General features: G+C 54.9%; 12 protein-coding genes, 1 tRNA gene and 1 pseudogene. 5 read left to right on the top strand and 9 right to left on the bottom strand.

Annotated features, from left to right (window positions below):
- Nucleotides 1-151: pseudogene (gene glyA, locus ACR0AJ_RS18470) on the top strand (serine hydroxymethyltransferase); the annotation flags it as partial.
- Between the two features lie 57 nt (nucleotides 152-208).
- Here the strand turns inward: glyA and ACR0AJ_RS18465 are convergent.
- On the bottom strand, nucleotides 209-583 hold the full coding sequence (locus ACR0AJ_RS18465) for a hypothetical protein (RefSeq protein ID WP_170362584.1): 375 nt from the start codon (nucleotides 581-583) through the stop codon (nucleotides 209-211).
- A 49-nt stretch (nucleotides 584-632) separates the two neighbouring features.
- On the opposite strand from ACR0AJ_RS18465, the gene ACR0AJ_RS18460 reads away from it, so the two are divergent.
- Complete coding sequence (locus ACR0AJ_RS18460) at nucleotides 633-1433, top strand: alpha/beta fold hydrolase (protein WP_480741555.1); 801 nt, start codon at nucleotides 633-635, stop codon at nucleotides 1431-1433.
- Between the two features lie 4 nt (nucleotides 1434-1437).
- On the opposite strand, the gene ACR0AJ_RS18455 is transcribed toward ACR0AJ_RS18460, so the two are convergent.
- The 5 genes from ACR0AJ_RS18455 to ACR0AJ_RS18435 form a co-directional block, all read right to left on the bottom strand.
- The gene (locus tag ACR0AJ_RS18455; protein ID WP_170379222.1) at nucleotides 1438-1812 is read right to left on the bottom strand and encodes a rhodanese-like domain-containing protein; all 375 of its coding nucleotides are present in this window, start codon (nucleotides 1810-1812) and stop codon (nucleotides 1438-1440) included.
- Nucleotides 1813-1879: 67 nt separating this feature from the next.
- A complete protein-coding gene (locus tag ACR0AJ_RS18450) occupies nucleotides 1880-3232 on the bottom strand; it encodes an HlyD family type I secretion periplasmic adaptor subunit (protein WP_170351284.1) in 1353 nt (450 codons plus the stop codon).
- A gap of 12 nt (nucleotides 3233-3244) precedes the next feature.
- A complete protein-coding gene (locus ACR0AJ_RS18445) occupies nucleotides 3245-5266 on the bottom strand; it encodes a type I secretion system permease/ATPase (RefSeq protein ID WP_425082154.1) in 2022 nt (673 codons plus the stop codon).
- A gap of 250 nt (nucleotides 5267-5516) precedes the next feature.
- Nucleotides 5517-7469, bottom strand: a complete 1953-nt coding sequence (locus tag ACR0AJ_RS18440; protein WP_170351286.1) for a type I secretion protein — start codon at nucleotides 7467-7469, stop codon at nucleotides 5517-5519.
- 125 nt (nucleotides 7470-7594) lie between these two features.
- The gene (locus tag ACR0AJ_RS18435) at nucleotides 7595-9748 is read right to left on the bottom strand and encodes a hypothetical protein (RefSeq protein WP_170351287.1); all 2154 of its coding nucleotides are present in this window, start codon (nucleotides 9746-9748) and stop codon (nucleotides 7595-7597) included.
- Between the two features lie 603 nt (nucleotides 9749-10351).
- On the opposite strand from ACR0AJ_RS18435, the gene ACR0AJ_RS18430 reads away from it, so the two are divergent.
- The gene (locus ACR0AJ_RS18430; RefSeq protein WP_170351288.1) at nucleotides 10352-11119 is read left to right on the top strand and encodes a helix-turn-helix domain-containing protein; all 768 of its coding nucleotides are present in this window, start codon (nucleotides 10352-10354) and stop codon (nucleotides 11117-11119) included.
- Nucleotides 11091-11609: a hypothetical protein gene (locus tag ACR0AJ_RS18425; RefSeq protein WP_170398754.1), complete on the top strand. Its 519-nt coding sequence runs from the start codon at nucleotides 11091-11093 to the stop codon at nucleotides 11607-11609. The genes ACR0AJ_RS18430 and ACR0AJ_RS18425 overlap by 29 nt, the downstream gene beginning before the upstream one ends.
- 136 nt (nucleotides 11610-11745) lie before the next feature.
- Here ACR0AJ_RS18425 and ACR0AJ_RS18420 read toward each other — a convergent pair.
- Nucleotides 11746-11830, bottom strand: a tRNA-Leu gene (locus tag ACR0AJ_RS18420).
- A gap of 312 nt (nucleotides 11831-12142) precedes the next feature.
- On the opposite strand from ACR0AJ_RS18420, the gene ACR0AJ_RS18415 reads away from it, so the two are divergent.
- On the top strand, nucleotides 12143-12625 hold the full coding sequence (locus ACR0AJ_RS18415) for a hypothetical protein (RefSeq protein WP_170351290.1): 483 nt from the start codon (nucleotides 12143-12145) through the stop codon (nucleotides 12623-12625).
- 816 nt (nucleotides 12626-13441) lie between these two features.
- On the opposite strand, the gene ACR0AJ_RS18410 is transcribed toward ACR0AJ_RS18415, so the two are convergent.
- Entirely contained in the window at nucleotides 13442-14698 is a 1257-nt protein-coding gene (locus tag ACR0AJ_RS18410; RefSeq protein ID WP_480741554.1) for a HupE/UreJ family protein, read from the bottom strand.
- A 19-nt stretch (nucleotides 14699-14717) separates the two neighbouring features.
- Complete coding sequence (locus ACR0AJ_RS18405) at nucleotides 14718-16475, bottom strand: hypothetical protein (protein ID WP_480741552.1); 1758 nt, start codon at nucleotides 16473-16475, stop codon at nucleotides 14718-14720.
- Nucleotides 16476-16563: the final 88 nt, after the last annotated feature.

Raw genomic sequence — 16563 nt, 5'->3', positions numbered from 1 at the left:
GGTCGAATTCCGCCAGATCGCCGACTGGATCATCGAAGTGGTCGACGGGCTGGCCGCCAATGGCGAAGACGGCAACAGCGCCGTCGAAGCCAAGGTCAAAGCCGAGGTCGCGGACCTCTGCGCCAAGTTCCCTCTATACCCGAACCTGTAATCAGGTCGAAAATCAAAGACTTGAACGGCGCCTTTGAGGCGCCGTTTTCCATACGGATCAGATAAAACCCTGCCACCACAAGAAGACAAGCAACAGAATCGTTAAAGCGATCAGGTTGAACGCCAGTCCCCCCAGCATCCCCAGGAACCAGCCCAGCCGCCGGTCGGCGCGATTGATACCGCTGAGATGCGCCTGAACCTCTTCTGACGCACGAGCAAGTTTCGGGGTATCCAGAACCAGCCGCAGCTTTGGATGTGCCGCCATCGGCTCGGCACTGGCCAACAGCAAGGCCTGTTTGTAAATCCGCCGGGGCAGTTGTCGCTTGGCCTTGCGGATCGAAGCCGTCAGCGTCTTGTCCCGCACCCCCAGCTTTTTGCGCAGCAACTGAACCGTCTGCGCGATCTGGGTTTGGATATCTGTTTTTTCCGACATGACGAGGCCTCCAAGCCCGCCAATCTAGCCGCCTCTTGCGAAGGCGACAATGGGGCTGGTCGTTTCTATTCACGGCGGGTATCACGACTTCATGCTGAACACGATCATACATGGTGAACCGACCGCGAACCCCCCTTTGCTGATTGCGCATGGGCTGTACGGCTCGGCCCGGAACTGGGGCGTAATTGCCAGACGGCTGGCTGATGAGCGGCAGGTTGTGGCCGTCGATATGCGCAACCACGCGTACAGCATGTGGACTGAGCAGCACAGCTATGGCGACCTTGCCAATGATCTGGCCGAAGTGATCACGCATTTTGGCGGCAAAGCCGACGTGGTGGGCCATTCGATGGGCGGCAAGGCGGCGATGACGCTGGCGCTGCAACACGGCGAACTGCTGCGCAAACTGGTGGTCGCCGACATCGCGCCAGTCACCTATTCTCATAGCCAGATCCAGTTCATCGAGGCGATGCGCGCCGTTGACCTGTCAAAAGTCGAGCGACGTTCGGATGCGTCACAGAAATTGGCCGAACTGGGTGTAGAAAAAGCGCTTCAAAGCTTTTTCACGCAGTCGTTGGATGTTCAGGGGCAACGCTGGCTACTGAACCTGGATGTTCTGGCCGCCGAGATGCCCAAAATCATGGGTTTTCCGCAGCTGGACGCAACCTGGGATGGTCCGACCCTGTTTCTTTCGGGCGGCGATTCTGACTATGTCCTGCCTGAACACCGTGACCTGATCCGCACGCTATTCCCGGCCGCCAGGTTTGCCAAAATCCCCGGTGCAGGCCACTGGCTGCACGCCGAAAAACCGCGCGAATTCGAAGCCGCCGTAAGGGCGTTTCTGAACGCCTGATCTTTTAGGACGACACCTCACCCCCACCATTAATCCAATCCGGCAATCCGCCAAGATTGTAGACCTGCTCATATCCCATGTCTTTCAGCAGCTTACCGGCCAAAGCGGCGCGACCACCAGCGGCACAATAAAGAACGATGGGGCGGTCTTTCCGAAGCTCGGGGTCGTGAGATTGCAAGCTTTCATCGGCGCGAAATTCCAACATGCTGCGCGGAATGTGATGAGCGCCATTGGCCCGGCCCGTCTGCTGCAATTCGACGGCATCGCGCACATCCAGAAGCAACCCGCCCTGTTCCATGACTTGTTGGGCAAAATCGGTGTCTACACGTTCGACGACCGCATTTGCGGCCTCCATCATGGCTTTTACTGTCAATGGCATCAGTAATCCTCCGGTGAATATCACCGCAGGCTAACATGCGAAAAATGGAAGGTGTAGACCGCCCCTGTTATTGTTCGCGGAACGCGCGCGACATGCTGTCCGTCACAGGTTTCGCGATATAGGCCGCAAAGGTCCGCTCTTCGGTCTGGATCATGATCTCGGCGGGCATACCCGGTGTTGGGATAAAGCCGCGCACGCGTTCAATCTCTTCTGGTTCCAGTGAAATGCGGGCCAGATAGACCTCTTGCGGGGCTCCAGTTGAATCCTCGATCACCGAGTCCGCAGACAGATAGAACACCTGCCCTTGCAGCACCGGTGTTGTCCTCTGATTCAGGGCGACCAGACGCACAGTGGCGTCCTGGCCTGTCACGACACTGTCGATCTCGGTGCGCGGAATCTGTGCTTCGATGATCAGCGGAGCGTCTGCAGGTAGAATCTCGGCAATGGGTTCACCGGTTTCGATCACACCCCCCGGCGTATGATAGTGCAGTCGCACCACTGTCCCGGATACCGGAGCCCGCACAACGGCGCGGTCCAGAACGCTACGGGCCTGGCGAGCTTTTTCACGGACACTTTCCAGATCGGCTTCGATCACGCCCAACTCATCTAGCGCGGCCTCACGATAGGCAGCGCGGGTGCGGGTAATCTGTTCTTCGTATTTCAACAGCATCTGGCTGATCTCAGCCGCTTCGGCTTGCAGCCGTGCTTGTTGCCCTTCCGCTTCGGCCTGAACCCGACGGATCGTGTTCAGCTCACCTTTGCGAACCAGGCCTTTTTCGAACAGCGCCTGCTTGGTTTCGAGTTCTTCCTGCAGGATTTCCGAGCGCCGCACCATGCTGTCCAACTGTGCATTGAACCCGCTGGAGCGAATTCTCAGAGCTTCCATGTTGCGTTCGAGCAGAGCGATGTCGTTCAACAGCGTCTTGCGGGACAGATCAAAAGTGATCTTTTGCCCATCGAGAATGGACAGAACTTCTGTATCTTCTGAATTGGCAATAAGGTCAGGCGAGAACTCCAGCCGCTGCAGTTCATTGTACTCGGCATTCAGACGATCTGACATGGCCTGCAGGCGGATTTTACGGATGAACAATTCACGCTCATTGGCTTCGGCCGAGGTCTGGTCCAGCGTCATCATCACTTGCCCGGCTTTGATGGCCTGACCTTCAACAACCTGGATTTCCTCGATGATACCGCCTTCAAGGTGCTGCACGATCTTGTTGCGACCTGTCGCGACAAAACTACCTTGTGCAATCACAGCAGCGGCCAGCGGTGCACTGAACGACCAGACGCCAAAACCGCCAAAGCAAACGACAAGCATGGTAAGCCCAATTACAACCAGACGATTGATCGAGCGTGGAACTTCGGCATACCAGACGGTCGGATCATTGGGATCGTTGTTCACGGGTACCAGTTCATTCATGTCGCACCCCCCTTATTTGTTTTGAATGCCGGGCTGATTATTACGCGGCCCGTTCAGTTGTTGCAGAACCTGTTCGCGATGACCAAACAGCGCCACACGGCCATCCGTCAGCAGCATGATCTTGTCGACCACGTTCAGCAGCGTTGGTTTCTGCGTGATCACTACGACGGTAATCTTGCTTTCCCGTGCCTGTTCGATGGCCCGGGCAAGGGCCCTGTCACCAGCAACGTCTAGGTTCGAGTTCGGCTCGTCCAGAACCACCATGCGCGGATTGCCAAAGAAGGCCCGTGCCAGTGCGATGCGCTGTTTCTGACCACCTGACAAGGGTGACCCATCCGCAGCCACCACGGTTTCATAGCCTTGCGGCAACGTGGCGATCATGTTGTGTACATCGGCGAGAACGGCGGCGTCGTGGATTTGTTCGTCCGTCGCATCGTCCCGCATCCGGCCGATATTGTCTTTGATCGTACCGGGGAACAATTGCACGTCCTGCGGAAGATAGCCGATGCTTTCGCCAAACTGACGCGGATCCCAGTTGCGGATATCCATCAGGTCCAGCCGGACACTGCCGGATGTAGGCAGGATTGACCCAACCAGCGTTTTGCCCAGCGTGGTCTTACCCGCACCCGAGTTGCCGATGATGGCCAGAGTTTCACCCGGGTTCAGCGAGAAACTGATCCCGTTCAGCACAACACGCTTGGTGCCGCCAGGCACATAGAGAAGGCGTTCCACGTCCAGCCGACCCTCGGGGCGCGGCAAGCGCAGCTTTTCGAATTGCAGGGCCGAGTTGGATAGCAATTGATTGATCCGGCCATAGGCTCCGCGTGTCAGAAGGAAGCCGTTCCAGCCTTCGATCGAACCCTCGATCGGCGCGAAAGCGCGGCCCGCGATAATTGAGGCCGCAATGACCATGCCGCCGGTGATCTCACCCTGCAAAGCCAGAAACGCGCCCCAACCCAGAATGCCGATCTGCGTCAGCAAACGCACCGCCCGCGAAATGGCCGCGAAAATCACATTCCGGTCCTGCGCGCGGACCTGCCATGTCAGGGATTGTGCGGTGTCGCGTCCCCAGATGCGCACGGCTTCGGGGATCATTGCCAGAGCGTTGATGATCTGACTATTTCGCGACATCGAATCCAGATGCATGTTGGCCATGGACTGCGCCTTGTTGGCTTCGGCAAAGGGTTTGGCCGTCATACGCTGGTTGATGAATGCAATTGTCATCAGCAAAACCGCCGTAACGATCACGATCATCCCAAGCTGCGGGTGAACCAAAAAGATCATCAGGATGAACAATGGTGCGAAGGGCACGTCCAGGAAGGAAATCAGCGTCCCCGAGACCAAAAAGCTGCGCACTTGCTGCAAATCACCCAGTGTTTGGTATTCCCGCCCAGAGCCATGCAGCGACGCATGCGCCGCAGCGCTGAGAACCGGGGCACCCAGACGGGCTGCCACCTCAACCGCGGTGCGCATCAGCATGAACCGCCGCACCGCATCGAAGGCGGATTGGAAAATCACTGCCCCGGCGACAATGGCGGTCAACATGATCAGCGTGTCCAACGACCGGCTAGTCAGGACGCGATCACTGATCTGGAACAGATAGATCGGGATCGCCAATATCAGAACATTCGTTGCACAGGTCAGAACCAGCACGAAAGCCAGATTGCGGTAGATCGCGCGTAACGAAGTGCGCAACGTCGCCTGAAAATCTTCAGGCGGCGTTCGCTTGTGAAATGTTTGGGGTGGCCCCTTGCCATCGCCGCCGCCAGAATTACTGCGCAGCATTGGCTCGTTCGCTTTGGCCTCGATAGTGGTGCCCATGCGATCACCGCCACTCGAGCGCGACGCGGGGGGTGTACGGTCGCTCGTTTTATTGACGGGTTCAGGATCGGGGCCCTCGACATCGGCCACCCCATCACCGCTGCCCTGTTGGTCATTGTCTTCGGCAGGCTGCGGCTGCTTGCGCCGGGAGGAAGGTCCGGCGCGCAGGTGCGGTTCCTCTTTCACTTCGTGATGTTCAGGATCAGCTTTCACGGTTTTGCCGGCGCTCGCATCGCTTTTGGCGACTGCCTCCCGTTCACCGTCTGGCGGATTACTAACGCGTAAATCTTCGCTCAAGCGCAATCCGAGAACTTTTTTCCGTTTCAAATCTGATTTGCTCGCACTTGGCGGCTTGGAAACGGCACCAGCGTTACGATCCAACGGACTGGCGTATCGTCTCGGGCGCGACGGAAAAACAATCGACATGTTAAAACTTTCAAAACACTCGTAACAAACAGGGTTACTACGCTAGCATAGATTGCAGGCCGTCGTCGATGGCAGCCGCTTCTGAGGACGTCAGATTGCTCTGGCCTGGGGCGTTTTCCGAATTGCCCGGCCCATCTACATCCTCCAACAACATCGCGATCGCTTCGTTGACAAGCTCGGCATTTTCCTCTTCTGGGCTGTCGATAAGGCTGGCCTGATGCAACATCACATCCGAGTATTCGCCCTCTTGCGCCATCACGACAGAGTCGATTCCCATTTTGGTCACGTTGGCCGAATTCAATAACGCGTTGCCCGCACCTAGCGCGGAAACCCCTTCTCCGCTTGAGTTTTCGACGTAAACATCGTCGTCATCCTGCAACATGGTTACCTGGTCAATGACGTTGATCTGCAGCAGGTCACCTTCGATCTTGAGAACCCGCACCACTTCTGTTCCGGCAAACATCGGATCGTTCAACAACGCGTCTTCCAGTGCATCGGTATCCACCTCTTGCAAAGATACCGTGCTGGCCAGATTGTCGCTTAACTCTTCGTGGGTGTCTTCCCCTTCGGTCGTCAACGATACCTGGTTCATTACAAGATTGTCTTCGGCATCCGTCGGGCTTGCGCCGTGAATCACATCATTGTCCAACAAAACGATGGTCTGGTTCACAACGTCGATCGAGACCATATCGCCGCCAATAATGATCACATCATAATAGCTGCCCAGCTGAATGATGTTGGTCACATTGGCCATATCATTATCGCCCAGCGTATAGGCTGTGGACGAAGCTGAGATTTCCGTATTGATGTGGTCAATATCCGTGGCGTCGATAAGCTGCTCAATGAAATTGGTCACCAGCAGATCACCGGAAATCCAGTCGATCATGACAATCGGGTCCTGATCGGGATTATCCGAGACATTGTGTTCCACCCATGATGCCTCGTTGGCTTCGGTCGCGATGTTTGAAGACTGGACAACATGCGTGTCGCTTTGCGCACCCGGCGCACCTTGGTCGACATCAGAGACGACGGCGACCTGGCTGACAGCGGTCAGGTTGATCGCCTGCCCACCGACCACGATGTTGGGCGCATCGACCCAGCCAACCGATACCGCGACTTCGTTGACGGCATAGTTGCCACCCGCGACCACCGAATGACCGTCTTCAAATTCGGGGTCTTCGGATTGATCCCATTCGGCAGGCAATGCCTCGGCCAACTCGTCCTCGGCGTCTTCGTCCTCCAAATCATCCTTGTGATGTTCCGGCAGCAGCTCCAAAAAGTCCGGAATTTCATCGACATACTCGCCATTCACGATAATGCCCGAGGCATCCTCGCCGTGAAACTGATGTACCGTTACGCCTTCAATCTCAAGATTAATGGGCGATTGCATTTGTTCGATAAGTTGTTCGACAGCCTCACCGGACTGATAGTCCTGGATGTGGATCGATGGGGTCGATATGGCATGCAAGGACAGTGCCGCGCTTTGCAGCGCGTCGGCTTGCGCCATCAGGGCCTCGACATCGCGGAAGTCACCTTCGCCCACGACATCGTTGTCGATCAGATGGATTTTCTGCACCGTGTAGGTGACCGCTGATCCAATCAGCTCGGTGATGTATTCGGGCTCCAGAATGATGTTCATCTGCACAAACGAGCTGAATCCCGGCGCATCTTCGGGCAAGATCGCATCCGGGCCGACCGCAGGGCCGGGTGACCCATCAGCACCATCAATCAGACCAGAATTTTCCGTTGGTGGGGGGACATCATCTTGTGCGGGTCCAAACTTGTAAGGCACCGGACCGTAATCGCCCGGATCCATTTTCAGATTGGCTTTGACATTGATGCGGGCCGGATCTTCGAGACCCTCAAGTTCTGCTTTCTTACGCAGAGCAGTAAATTCTTCATAAAAATCACGCCAACGGGCCTGTTCGGTCGTAAGTTCAAAAGTGCCAACAAAATGTGCAATTTGTTCCGTAATACTGTCGAGTGCCATTTTAGTTTCCTTTCCCTGCCCCGGCCTGAAATTTCCGGTTTAGGTTAAGTTGGGCCGAGGCCGCATAATGCGCCCCCGGCAGTTTTTAAGAGGTCAGAGCCCGCCAAAGCGAGCTCTGCTTCCGATTAAACGTCGGTGTCGTCGCTGGAGTAGCTGGACGACATGTTGCCGCCAACCATGGTAGTATCGACCGAGTTACCAAGAACGTTGGCACCCATGACGATCGACTGGTTGAACGCCGAAGTATCGACGACCGCTGCGGCCGATGCGTGCGACTCACCGTTGACGATGCCATCGCCACCGTTGCCCGAACCCCAGTCACCAGCGTTGCCACCGGCACCACCTGCGCCCGAGTTCGCACCCGATGCGTCGCCGCCTTGCTGCATGCCACCTTTGGTGTCACCAATATCGACGAAGCCGTGCGAATTACCGCCTTGGCCACCCATGGCTTGTGCAGCACCGCCGCCGCCACCGATGCCCGACGTGGACGTACCGTCCGATGTACCGTATCCGGTAGCCGTTGCATCGTTGTCGGAGCTGCCTGCGCCGCCATAGCCAGAGATTGCGTCAGCCATCGCGTCAGCGGATCCGTCAGTGTCCGCAACCGCCCAAAGGCTGGAAGCTGCGCCATTACCGGCGTCATTGTCGGCGTCTACCGATCCGGTGCCGCTACCATCAGAGGTCGCATCCAGATCGATTGCGCCGCCGCCGCCACCGACGCCGTCCGCTGTCGCAGTACCGGTTCCGGTACCGTCAGCACTGCCGTCGGAGGTGTTGGTTCCGCCAGCTCCACCAGCAGAGTCCGCATTCTGGTTACCGACGCCTTGAGCATCCGATGTCGCATCAGCGTCAGCATCCGGGTCACCACCGTCACCCGAACCGCCGGTACCCGTACCGCCAGTTCCGCCACCGGTGATGTTCTCATTGCTTCCGTTGCCGCCGGTTCCAGCACCGCCGGCACCGCCGCCGCCTGCTGCTTCTTCAAAGTCAGCAGGGCTGCCAGCACCACCGGCACCACCGGTGCCCGCACCGCCAGTTGCGTCGTTGTTGCTACCGTCGCCGCCGTTGGCATTGCCACCGTCGCCTTTGCCGCCGTCGCCGCTTGCGTCGTTACCAGCCACGCTGCCAGCAAGGCTGCCTGCAAGGCCCAGGCCCAAATTGCCGGCGCCACTGTTGCCACCGTCTGAACCGTTCGCCGACGAGTCGTTAGCACCAAGACCAGCACCCAGCGCGTGGGCGTCGCTGTCGTTGTTGCCGCCAGTCGAGTCGCCGTCATTGCCAGCGCCTGAAAGACCAACACCCAGACCCAGACCGATTGATCCGGCATTTCCGCCGTCACCACCGTCACTGTCAGCATCCGACGCGTCCGAGTCACCGTCATTGTCAGCCTTCGAATCGGCATTCGCATTGCCGCTATCGCCACCGTCTCCGGAGCCGTCAGAGCTTGCGTAGCCTTTACCAACGTTCAGACCCAAGGTCGTTGCATCACCCGAGTCGCCACCGTTTCCGGCATCTGCGTCGGCGTCAGCATCACCTGCTTCGCCACCACCGGCATAGGCAGATGCGCCCTTGGTGTATGACATTGCGTTGCCGCCGTCGGTTGATCCACCGTCACCGGAGTCACCGCCGTCTGCGTGCGATGCAATACCTTCAGCAGCGTTGGCTTCGCCACCATGGGCATCACCGTGCTGTTCGAAGGTACCACCGTCGTTCGACACACGTGCCGCGCCCAGATGGTCATCGTCATTCAGGTGGGCCACTTGGTTGTTGATGGCCAGCATGTCGTTGCCTTGACCGTCCAACGAGATATCCAGGTTCATGTCGTCGCCCGGATCATAGTTAAAGTCGTTTCCGACCGTGATGATGTCCTCGACCGAGCCACCTTCATACACATCGACATCAACCAGATCATCGTCATTGGGGCGGAGACCTTCCTCACCAAAGTCGATGCTTACAGAGTTGGAGTTGTCGTTGGTGTTGTCACCATTGTACTGATGCTGGTCCTGATCCTGATCTTGCTTCTGTTTCTGATCCTGATCCGCGTCCGCGTCTGCAGACTGTTCCTGACCCTGTTCCTGACCTTGGTCTTGACCCTGTTCCTGGTCTGCTTCAGCAGTCTGTTCCTGACCCTGTTCCTGACCTTGCTCATTATGGTTCGCGTCAATTTCTGCTTCTTCAACGTCCACGTCTGCATCGACATAAACATATGCATCATCGACGTTCACTTCGCCGATGGCAGTAACATCATTGACAGGTTGTTCATGGTTGCGCTTTTTCATTTCAAAATTCCACTTTTTAAGCGCCCGACCGTCATTCATCTACAAAACGGCTACTGGCGCAGTTGAAACAATTTTTAAGCATTCAGGCGCAATACGCGCATGAAGCGGTTTCATTTGGTTGATTCGTTCACCACCTTCCTTTCCCGGCTAAGCCGATGCGCTGTCCGCGATAATTAGGATTCGTGCAAATTCACGAATCGCGGACACGTCAGGAACCAAGCTTCTCAAATTGAAGCAGGGACATGGTTGCAGCGTGAAGGCTGTCTGAATAGCTGCCCTAAAGCATTAGATATGGTAAGATGCTGATTTAATTTAAAATTTTAAAAATTAACCCAAAATTAACGCGCAAATACACGAAAATGCGGCGGAAATTCGACCACTCGGTTAAATCCATAATTTTTCTCTACTTTTACGAGAACGGCCATGGCGAACCTAATCAATAGTTCTAGTCCCAATTGGCAGGGCGATACGAATTATTGAAGAAAATTAGACTTTCAGGTATAGTCGGTCAGGACTGTCGGCTAATTTGCCGTTAATTTGTGTTCCGATTGTTGTTTACGATTTCGTCACCGATTTTGTGGCGTGGGTTTATAGGGGGAAATAATGAGCAATCCGTTGCAGGATAATATTGCCCAACTTGATGTTAGTACCGAAGATTTCTCGATCAATTTCATCGGCAAGGAACTCTTCTTTTCCAACCAGACACTGCGAAGCGTTCAATCCGAATTCGGTGTGGCCGCTCATCGGTATGACGACATCGCCGACTTGAAAACTTCCGGCGCCCCAGTTGCCGCGGCTGGCAAAGTAGTTGTTGTCGACCAGATTATGTTAGACGATTTGTTGGCCCGCCCGCAGGTCTATACCGAAGCAACCGGATCAGGTTGTTTGGCCTTTGCGTACCGCAAAGAGGACTCGGCCCGTTTTCTGTTCGAAAACTGGGATCGGGGGCAGTTCGGGGATGTCGGCTATCTTCCCATGAATGTTGCACCGGATGTGTGGCGGTCCATTCTGCGCCTGCTGATGCATGAGGAATTGTATCTGCCGTGCTTTATGGCTGATTGCGTGTCAAATCTGCAAAATCAGAATAAACCCCGCTTGCTGCGTGAAACACCCGCAAAGCCAGAGCAAAATCCAAAGAAACCTAATCCGATCTATTCCCGGCTGACGCGGCGGGAAAAACAGGTTCTGCACCTTGTCTCGAAAGGGCAAAGCAACAAGATCATCGCGTCGAACCTCGGCATCACTGAGCACACGGTAAAGCTGCACATGCACAATGTTGCCGGTAAGATCGGTGTAAGCAACCGGACCGCGGCAGCACAGTTCTATTTCGAAGTGGCGTCCGATGAAGCGCACGGACAAACCATTGACTGAGACGCTGGAAACCCGCTTTGACCGCTTAATCTTGCTGGTCGGCAAACTGAACTACATGTGGACCAACACAGAAAGCCTGTTGATCCATCTGATTGCCGGGCTGAGCGGCACCAACAAGGACGTCGCCGTTATCATCTTCTTGACGCTCAACACGACGCGCGCCCGGATCGATCTGGTTGAACGTCTTGCCAAGATGGAAGGCCGCCCTGCCGAAATTCGCGATCCGATCCTGGCCCACACGCAACGGCTGGCCAAACTGTCGTCCATTCGGAACAGGTATAACCATTGCATCTATTCCTTTGATGCCGACAGCGGGAACCCCAAGACCATCCTGATGCGCATTGCGGACCGAAAGACCGATATTAAGCTGGGGCGTGAAGACACGGTTGATGAAAAGGCCATTCAGGAAATCGAAAGCATCGTAGCGCAATTGTCGACGGCAAACCGTGATATCTGGCGCCTGATCAACCAACTTGGTTTCCCGGTCTGATCATACATCATTAGAACCGTACTTAAATGCCCTCTTCAGCTGCCATCCATCTTGCTGATCAGTCGCCGCATTGCCTGCCAAGCCGGCTGTAATCTCGGGCAAAGGCAATCTGGCACTATCTCATTTCAGTAAAAATTGGTGCGGATGGCGGGGATCGAACCCGCAAGCCCTAGGGCGAGGGATTTTAAGTCCCTTGCGTTTACCAGTTTCGCCACATCCGCGCGCCACCAAAGCTGTAAAGCGGGTGACTTCCGAAACTCATACTGCCAACCAAAGTGATTGAAAAGCCGCAAGTTGCTTGCCGCCAAGAGAACCGGCAAACATCCCGGCTGCAAATGCTTGCGTAGGCCAAAAAGCACGCAGCTTGTTGGCGACCCACACGCTTGCTACGCAACCTCATGTGATTTCCCAAAATGATGCGCAAGCTCTACTCAGAACAGGATCACACGCGCCAGGGTTGCACGCTCATTACAGCTTCGCTACTCCGAGGGGTGTTTGATTGAGATGATTCATCAAGGTCCCTGAGTATTATTATGCAGAAAGAACAAAAGTCCTTTCAGGACCGCGTCACAAGCATCAATCATCGCGCCGAAGTGGCCGCCAGCAAAGCTACTCCTGGCAGAACAGACAGCATCTGGGTACGATTGGCATACCCCGGTTCTTTCATCGGAGCCTTTTTCCTAGGTGCCATTGCAGTTTTTCTGACACGCTATTTTCAGTCTCAGTTGGTTAACGTGCCCGGAAGTGGGCAACCCGGCGCGCAAGACATTGTCGGAATTGGTCTTGCAAGCATGGCTGGTCTGTTTGTTTCGATGCTTTTCAAAGGTAAGCAAAAGGAATTTGCCAGCGCCTGCACGCTAGGTGTTTTGCTGACCACATTTACCTACCACAATGCAGTCTGGGCCTACCCGGAATCTTTCGAGCAGGTTTACGGAGAAGAATGGGTGGAGTTCATACAAAGTATAACGAAACCTTCCAGCATTTATTTTTTCGGCAATACCATCGAGTTGAGCTGAACAGCCCATAGCGCCTGCCCCTATCGAAACGTCACTGGATGCAACAAAAAAGAAACTATTCTGAATATCTTGGCGGCCAGTGCCAGAAGCTGCTGGAAATTGGCTTGGACGACGATGGTCGATCATTTCGGATTAAATATGTCGATGGCAGCTGTTGCACGCAGACATCCAAAAAGAGGTTCACCTCGTTCTCACGACCGTGACCGCTTAGGACTTGGTTAACACCACCCTCTTTCTTCTGCGTTACGTGCTTTGCTAAGATCATGATCGCTCCAAGTTCAGCGATGACTAGAGGCATAACGTCACCTCTTGTGTCACCTTCGAATCTAGCGACTGCGCTTTAACGCTCTGATATTTAAGTACTTTCATGAGTTTCGTGGTGCCCCCCCACACGGATTCTGACGCCAATAAAATCAACAACTTACAGGAAAATTTTATGCGCGTTACGTACATCTTACGTCTTTTCACCTGAAAGGTGATGGTCTCCCTATTAGTTGACGTAACGCTCTATTTCCCCAAAAAAGCATCAAGCAATTTTAGAAAACACTCTCCTTTCAATACATCACATCTAGTCCGGACTTCAGCAGAAACACTGGTCTTTCCGCAAGCCTATATCTGGTGCATGTCACGCTCATTTGGAGAACACTTCACGACGAAAGACACCTTTCAATACTCGAATACGCTGACCAATCACCCAGCACACAAGTAAAGCAAAGGCGAAGTGTCAAATTGAGCCCAAACCGGCCATCCCGAGGCTATCTGTCTCCTGCAGTCGCAGTCGGCAGGTCGCAGCCCAAAGCTGTCGTTCGTAACCGGCTAAATTGAAAGTAAGTCCAGAAAGTTTTTCCCACGCTCGAATGTCCACCAACTCGCGATAGCTCCGCAGCCGATAGCTATCGAAACTCTGAGCGTAAACTCAGGAGTTGGGCCAAATTTTGAAATCGAATTTAGGAGCGGCCACGTCACCAGAACGATTGCGACTTGACCAACTTCCACGCCGATGTTGAATGCCAATAGGCTCTGCCAAATATTGGGCGAAGTCACTTGCAGGATTTCATGCAGCACGAAACTAAAGCCCAGGCCGTGAAGCAATCCCATCAGGACGGTCACTACGAAAACCTTTCTGTTGGCGTTTGGCCCCGAACCTTCTCGCTCTATGGCCAGAACAGCTGCGTAGATGATTGAGAGCGCAATCCCTGTTTCTACCAAAGGGACAAACCATGCACCGGATGGAACATAGCCAAAGAAGCCAAGCGAAAGTGTTACGCTGTGGCCAACTGTAAACCCGGTGACACGCCAGAGTAGCGCCCGCAGTTCAGGCGCGCCGATGACAAGGCAAACAACAAACAATACATGATCGATGCCTTCGAGAATGTGGCGCACACCCTCCCAAATGAAAGTCACGATTCCTGCGAAACTCGACCTTGAAATCTCAACCGGATCTTCCATCAGACCCCGCGTTCGAAAGACAAGTGGGTCGCTGGAGCCGTAGTCTAGGATGAGGTTCGCGGTCATTTCCTGGTCTGGCAATCCGGGGTTCAGAGCGTTTGACAGCGCATAGGTAGACGGGGTGGTTTTCAGGTCATACCGTACGGCGACATCGACGATGACATCGCCAACATATACAGGCAGATCGAGCGACAGAGTTGATCCCTCAAACACCGCATTTTGGGCCTCGTTCAGAGTAGCAAATCCCGGTTCTTCGCCCACCCGATGGATTGCCACAGACTCCACGTTTCCTGCTACGCGCTGACCTTGCACTTCGACAATTGTTCCGGCCTCAGCGATTCGACCGAGCCCGAGCGGGTCAGCATCCAGTTGAGCGGTGTCGGCAAAATGCACGACATTGCCGTCCTCAAGGGCATTTGTCGTAAACGGAGCAGCGGACGGAAGGCCATCTGCCCCAATTGCTCCCGTTTTGTCCGCGACAAGGTAAGGCATGGGCAGTCGAAGATGGATACGCAACCCGTCGCTGGTGTGTTCAACGTGGAATACCCGAACGTTCAGGTTCAGTAGAAAATGCGCGTGGCTCGTAACCGCGAACACTATCAGGCAGGTTGTGACAAAAACCAACAAAGCTCTGCTTATCCGCTTAGACATCCGGTGCACGCGCCTCCAACACAGTGATTGCTCTAACTTTCCAGCTACCTCGCTCAGGTCGGAACTCGACCCTTGCGCGGTATTCCACCCTTCGACGGTGATCATGACCCCAATGGCCCGCGCGCGCGTCGACCCGCCATTGCGCAACGCCTTCAAACGCTCCGTATCTATTCAATCCACCGTCTACTATGACGACATCCGTGACCTCAGCGATCTGCGCGAGGCCACCACCGGGTACCCGGATCCCCAAGCTTGCTTCCAGTTCTGCAGACACCTCAACAAGGTCAACATTCAGAACGATTGGGGCTAGCGCCTCGCTGCGTTTTTCTGGCGACACTTCGAGGGCTGCAACATAGACGTTGGCTATGAGCTGGGAAAAAGCATCCGCAGCGACATGGTCTGCGGCTTGATCAGAAGTCGGGCTTATCAATGAGACGGATCGTGAATTCCAGAATACCGACCCGATAAGAAGACAGCCGATTGTAAGCACGGATAATCCAATCCGCAGGTGCTTCTGGGAAGTTAGTATGGCGATCAGGCCGACCAGAGCTGAAAGGCCAACGGTAAACAGTGTCCACAGAGGCACAAACACAACACCTTGAGCCTTCACCCGAGAAACCTCAGGCTCGGCATATCGTTTCAGGTGATTTTCCCACGTGATCTTGGCATTCTCAGGCGTCGCCCAATCCAGGAACGGACCAGCAACATCCGTCAGCGTCACAGGAACTTCGTGGATCGTATCGCCGAACATGTCCCAGGTGACAGACGCCTCCTTTGGCAAAGTTGGAATAGGATAAGACGATATCACGCCGATGAACGTCGTATCAGCATTAAGCGTTGAGGGGCCATCAACAACCTGAAACCCGCGTTCCCCGAGCGTCAGGAACGAACCGCGCACGTTCGAAGGCATTACCTGCTCGCCCTCGATGGCGACTGGGTTCTTGGTTGCGAATTCGTTCAGTGCATCCGCAAGAATCTGTGACTGTAACGCAGGATCCAGATTTGATCCGGTACCCAGGGTTTGATCGATCCAGGGTGCAAGATCACGAGACCGGATCAGGACCTCGTGGCGGAGTTCGCGTGGAGCGACATACAGATAGGATGTCGTCCCGCTTTGGGCTGAGCGGTTGAGGTTAGCGTTGGCAAATGCAGTAAACCAGGGGTCCGACCAGTTGATCGTAAATCGCGATTCTTTGCTGAGAAAACTGAATCGGGTGACCGGAACGGCGCGATCAAAGACCATGAAGCCAATCGATACCGCAGTGTCTTCGTCTTTGGCCAGCGGAGGGCGGATGATCAATTTCTCGGGTTTGAGGCCTTCAAAGTCATAGAATGCTCTAACGTAGATTACTTCAGGATCATCAGGAGGTGCCGGAATTTTGTTGCCGGTGATAGGATCGGTCATTCCGGCAAGAGGAGATGCGCGGTCGATCCTTTTGCGGCGCTCCGCAGTCAGGGATCGCAATGGCAACGGAGTTCCGTCGCCGCGAACTATCAAGAAATTTTCAAGGCCTTTGTCGGATGCCACGTCATATGTGACCAATTCCGGCCGTGGTTCCGACCATTCTCCAGATGACAGTGTCGCGGCGAAGGCCGCTAAGTCCCGAGGATATATTTCCAGATCCAGGTGAATACCTTCGTCTTCAATTCGTAAGACGGCTATGTTGTCAGCGACTTCCGCCCCGCTGTAAGGCGTCACATCTCCTTGCGCCCCAATCGGCAAAACCATTGCCGTCACAAGTGCCAGCATGTATCTGACACGGCCCGGTGGTTTGCTTACTGTGTTCCGTGACAAGTTCATTGGCAATGCTTTCGTTCCATCACTTGCCTGGGCAATG

This window comes from Ruegeria sp. CJ9 (genome assembly GCF_056536625.1).
This window is presented reverse-complemented; position numbering and strand designations above follow the sequence as displayed.

Coding starts and splice junctions, on each gene's coding strand:
- ACR0AJ_RS18465 (WP_170362584.1), bottom strand. CDS start 583: ATGTCGGAAAAAACAGATATCCAAACCCAGATCGCGCAGACGGTTCAG.
- ACR0AJ_RS18460 (WP_480741555.1), top strand. CDS start 633: ATGGGGCTGGTCGTTTCTATTCACGGCGGGTATCACGACTTCATGCTG.
- ACR0AJ_RS18455 (WP_170379222.1), bottom strand. CDS start 1,812: ATGCCATTGACAGTAAAAGCCATGATGGAGGCCGCAAATGCGGTCGTC.
- ACR0AJ_RS18450 (WP_170351284.1), bottom strand. CDS start 3,232: ATGAATGAACTGGTACCCGTGAACAACGATCCCAATGATCCGACCGTC.
- ACR0AJ_RS18440 (WP_170351286.1), bottom strand. CDS start 7,469: ATGGCACTCGACAGTATTACGGAACAAATTGCACATTTTGTTGGCACT.
- ACR0AJ_RS18435 (WP_170351287.1), bottom strand. CDS start 9,748: ATGAAAAAGCGCAACCATGAACAACCTGTCAATGATGTTACTGCCATC.
- ACR0AJ_RS18430 (WP_170351288.1), top strand. CDS start 10,352: ATGAGCAATCCGTTGCAGGATAATATTGCCCAACTTGATGTTAGTACC.
- ACR0AJ_RS18425 (WP_170398754.1), top strand. CDS start 11,091: ATGAAGCGCACGGACAAACCATTGACTGAGACGCTGGAAACCCGCTTT.
- ACR0AJ_RS18415 (WP_170351290.1), top strand. CDS start 12,143: ATGCAGAAAGAACAAAAGTCCTTTCAGGACCGCGTCACAAGCATCAAT.
- ACR0AJ_RS18405 (WP_480741552.1), bottom strand. CDS start 16,475: ATGCTGGCACTTGTGACGGCAATGGTTTTGCCGATTGGGGCGCAAGGA.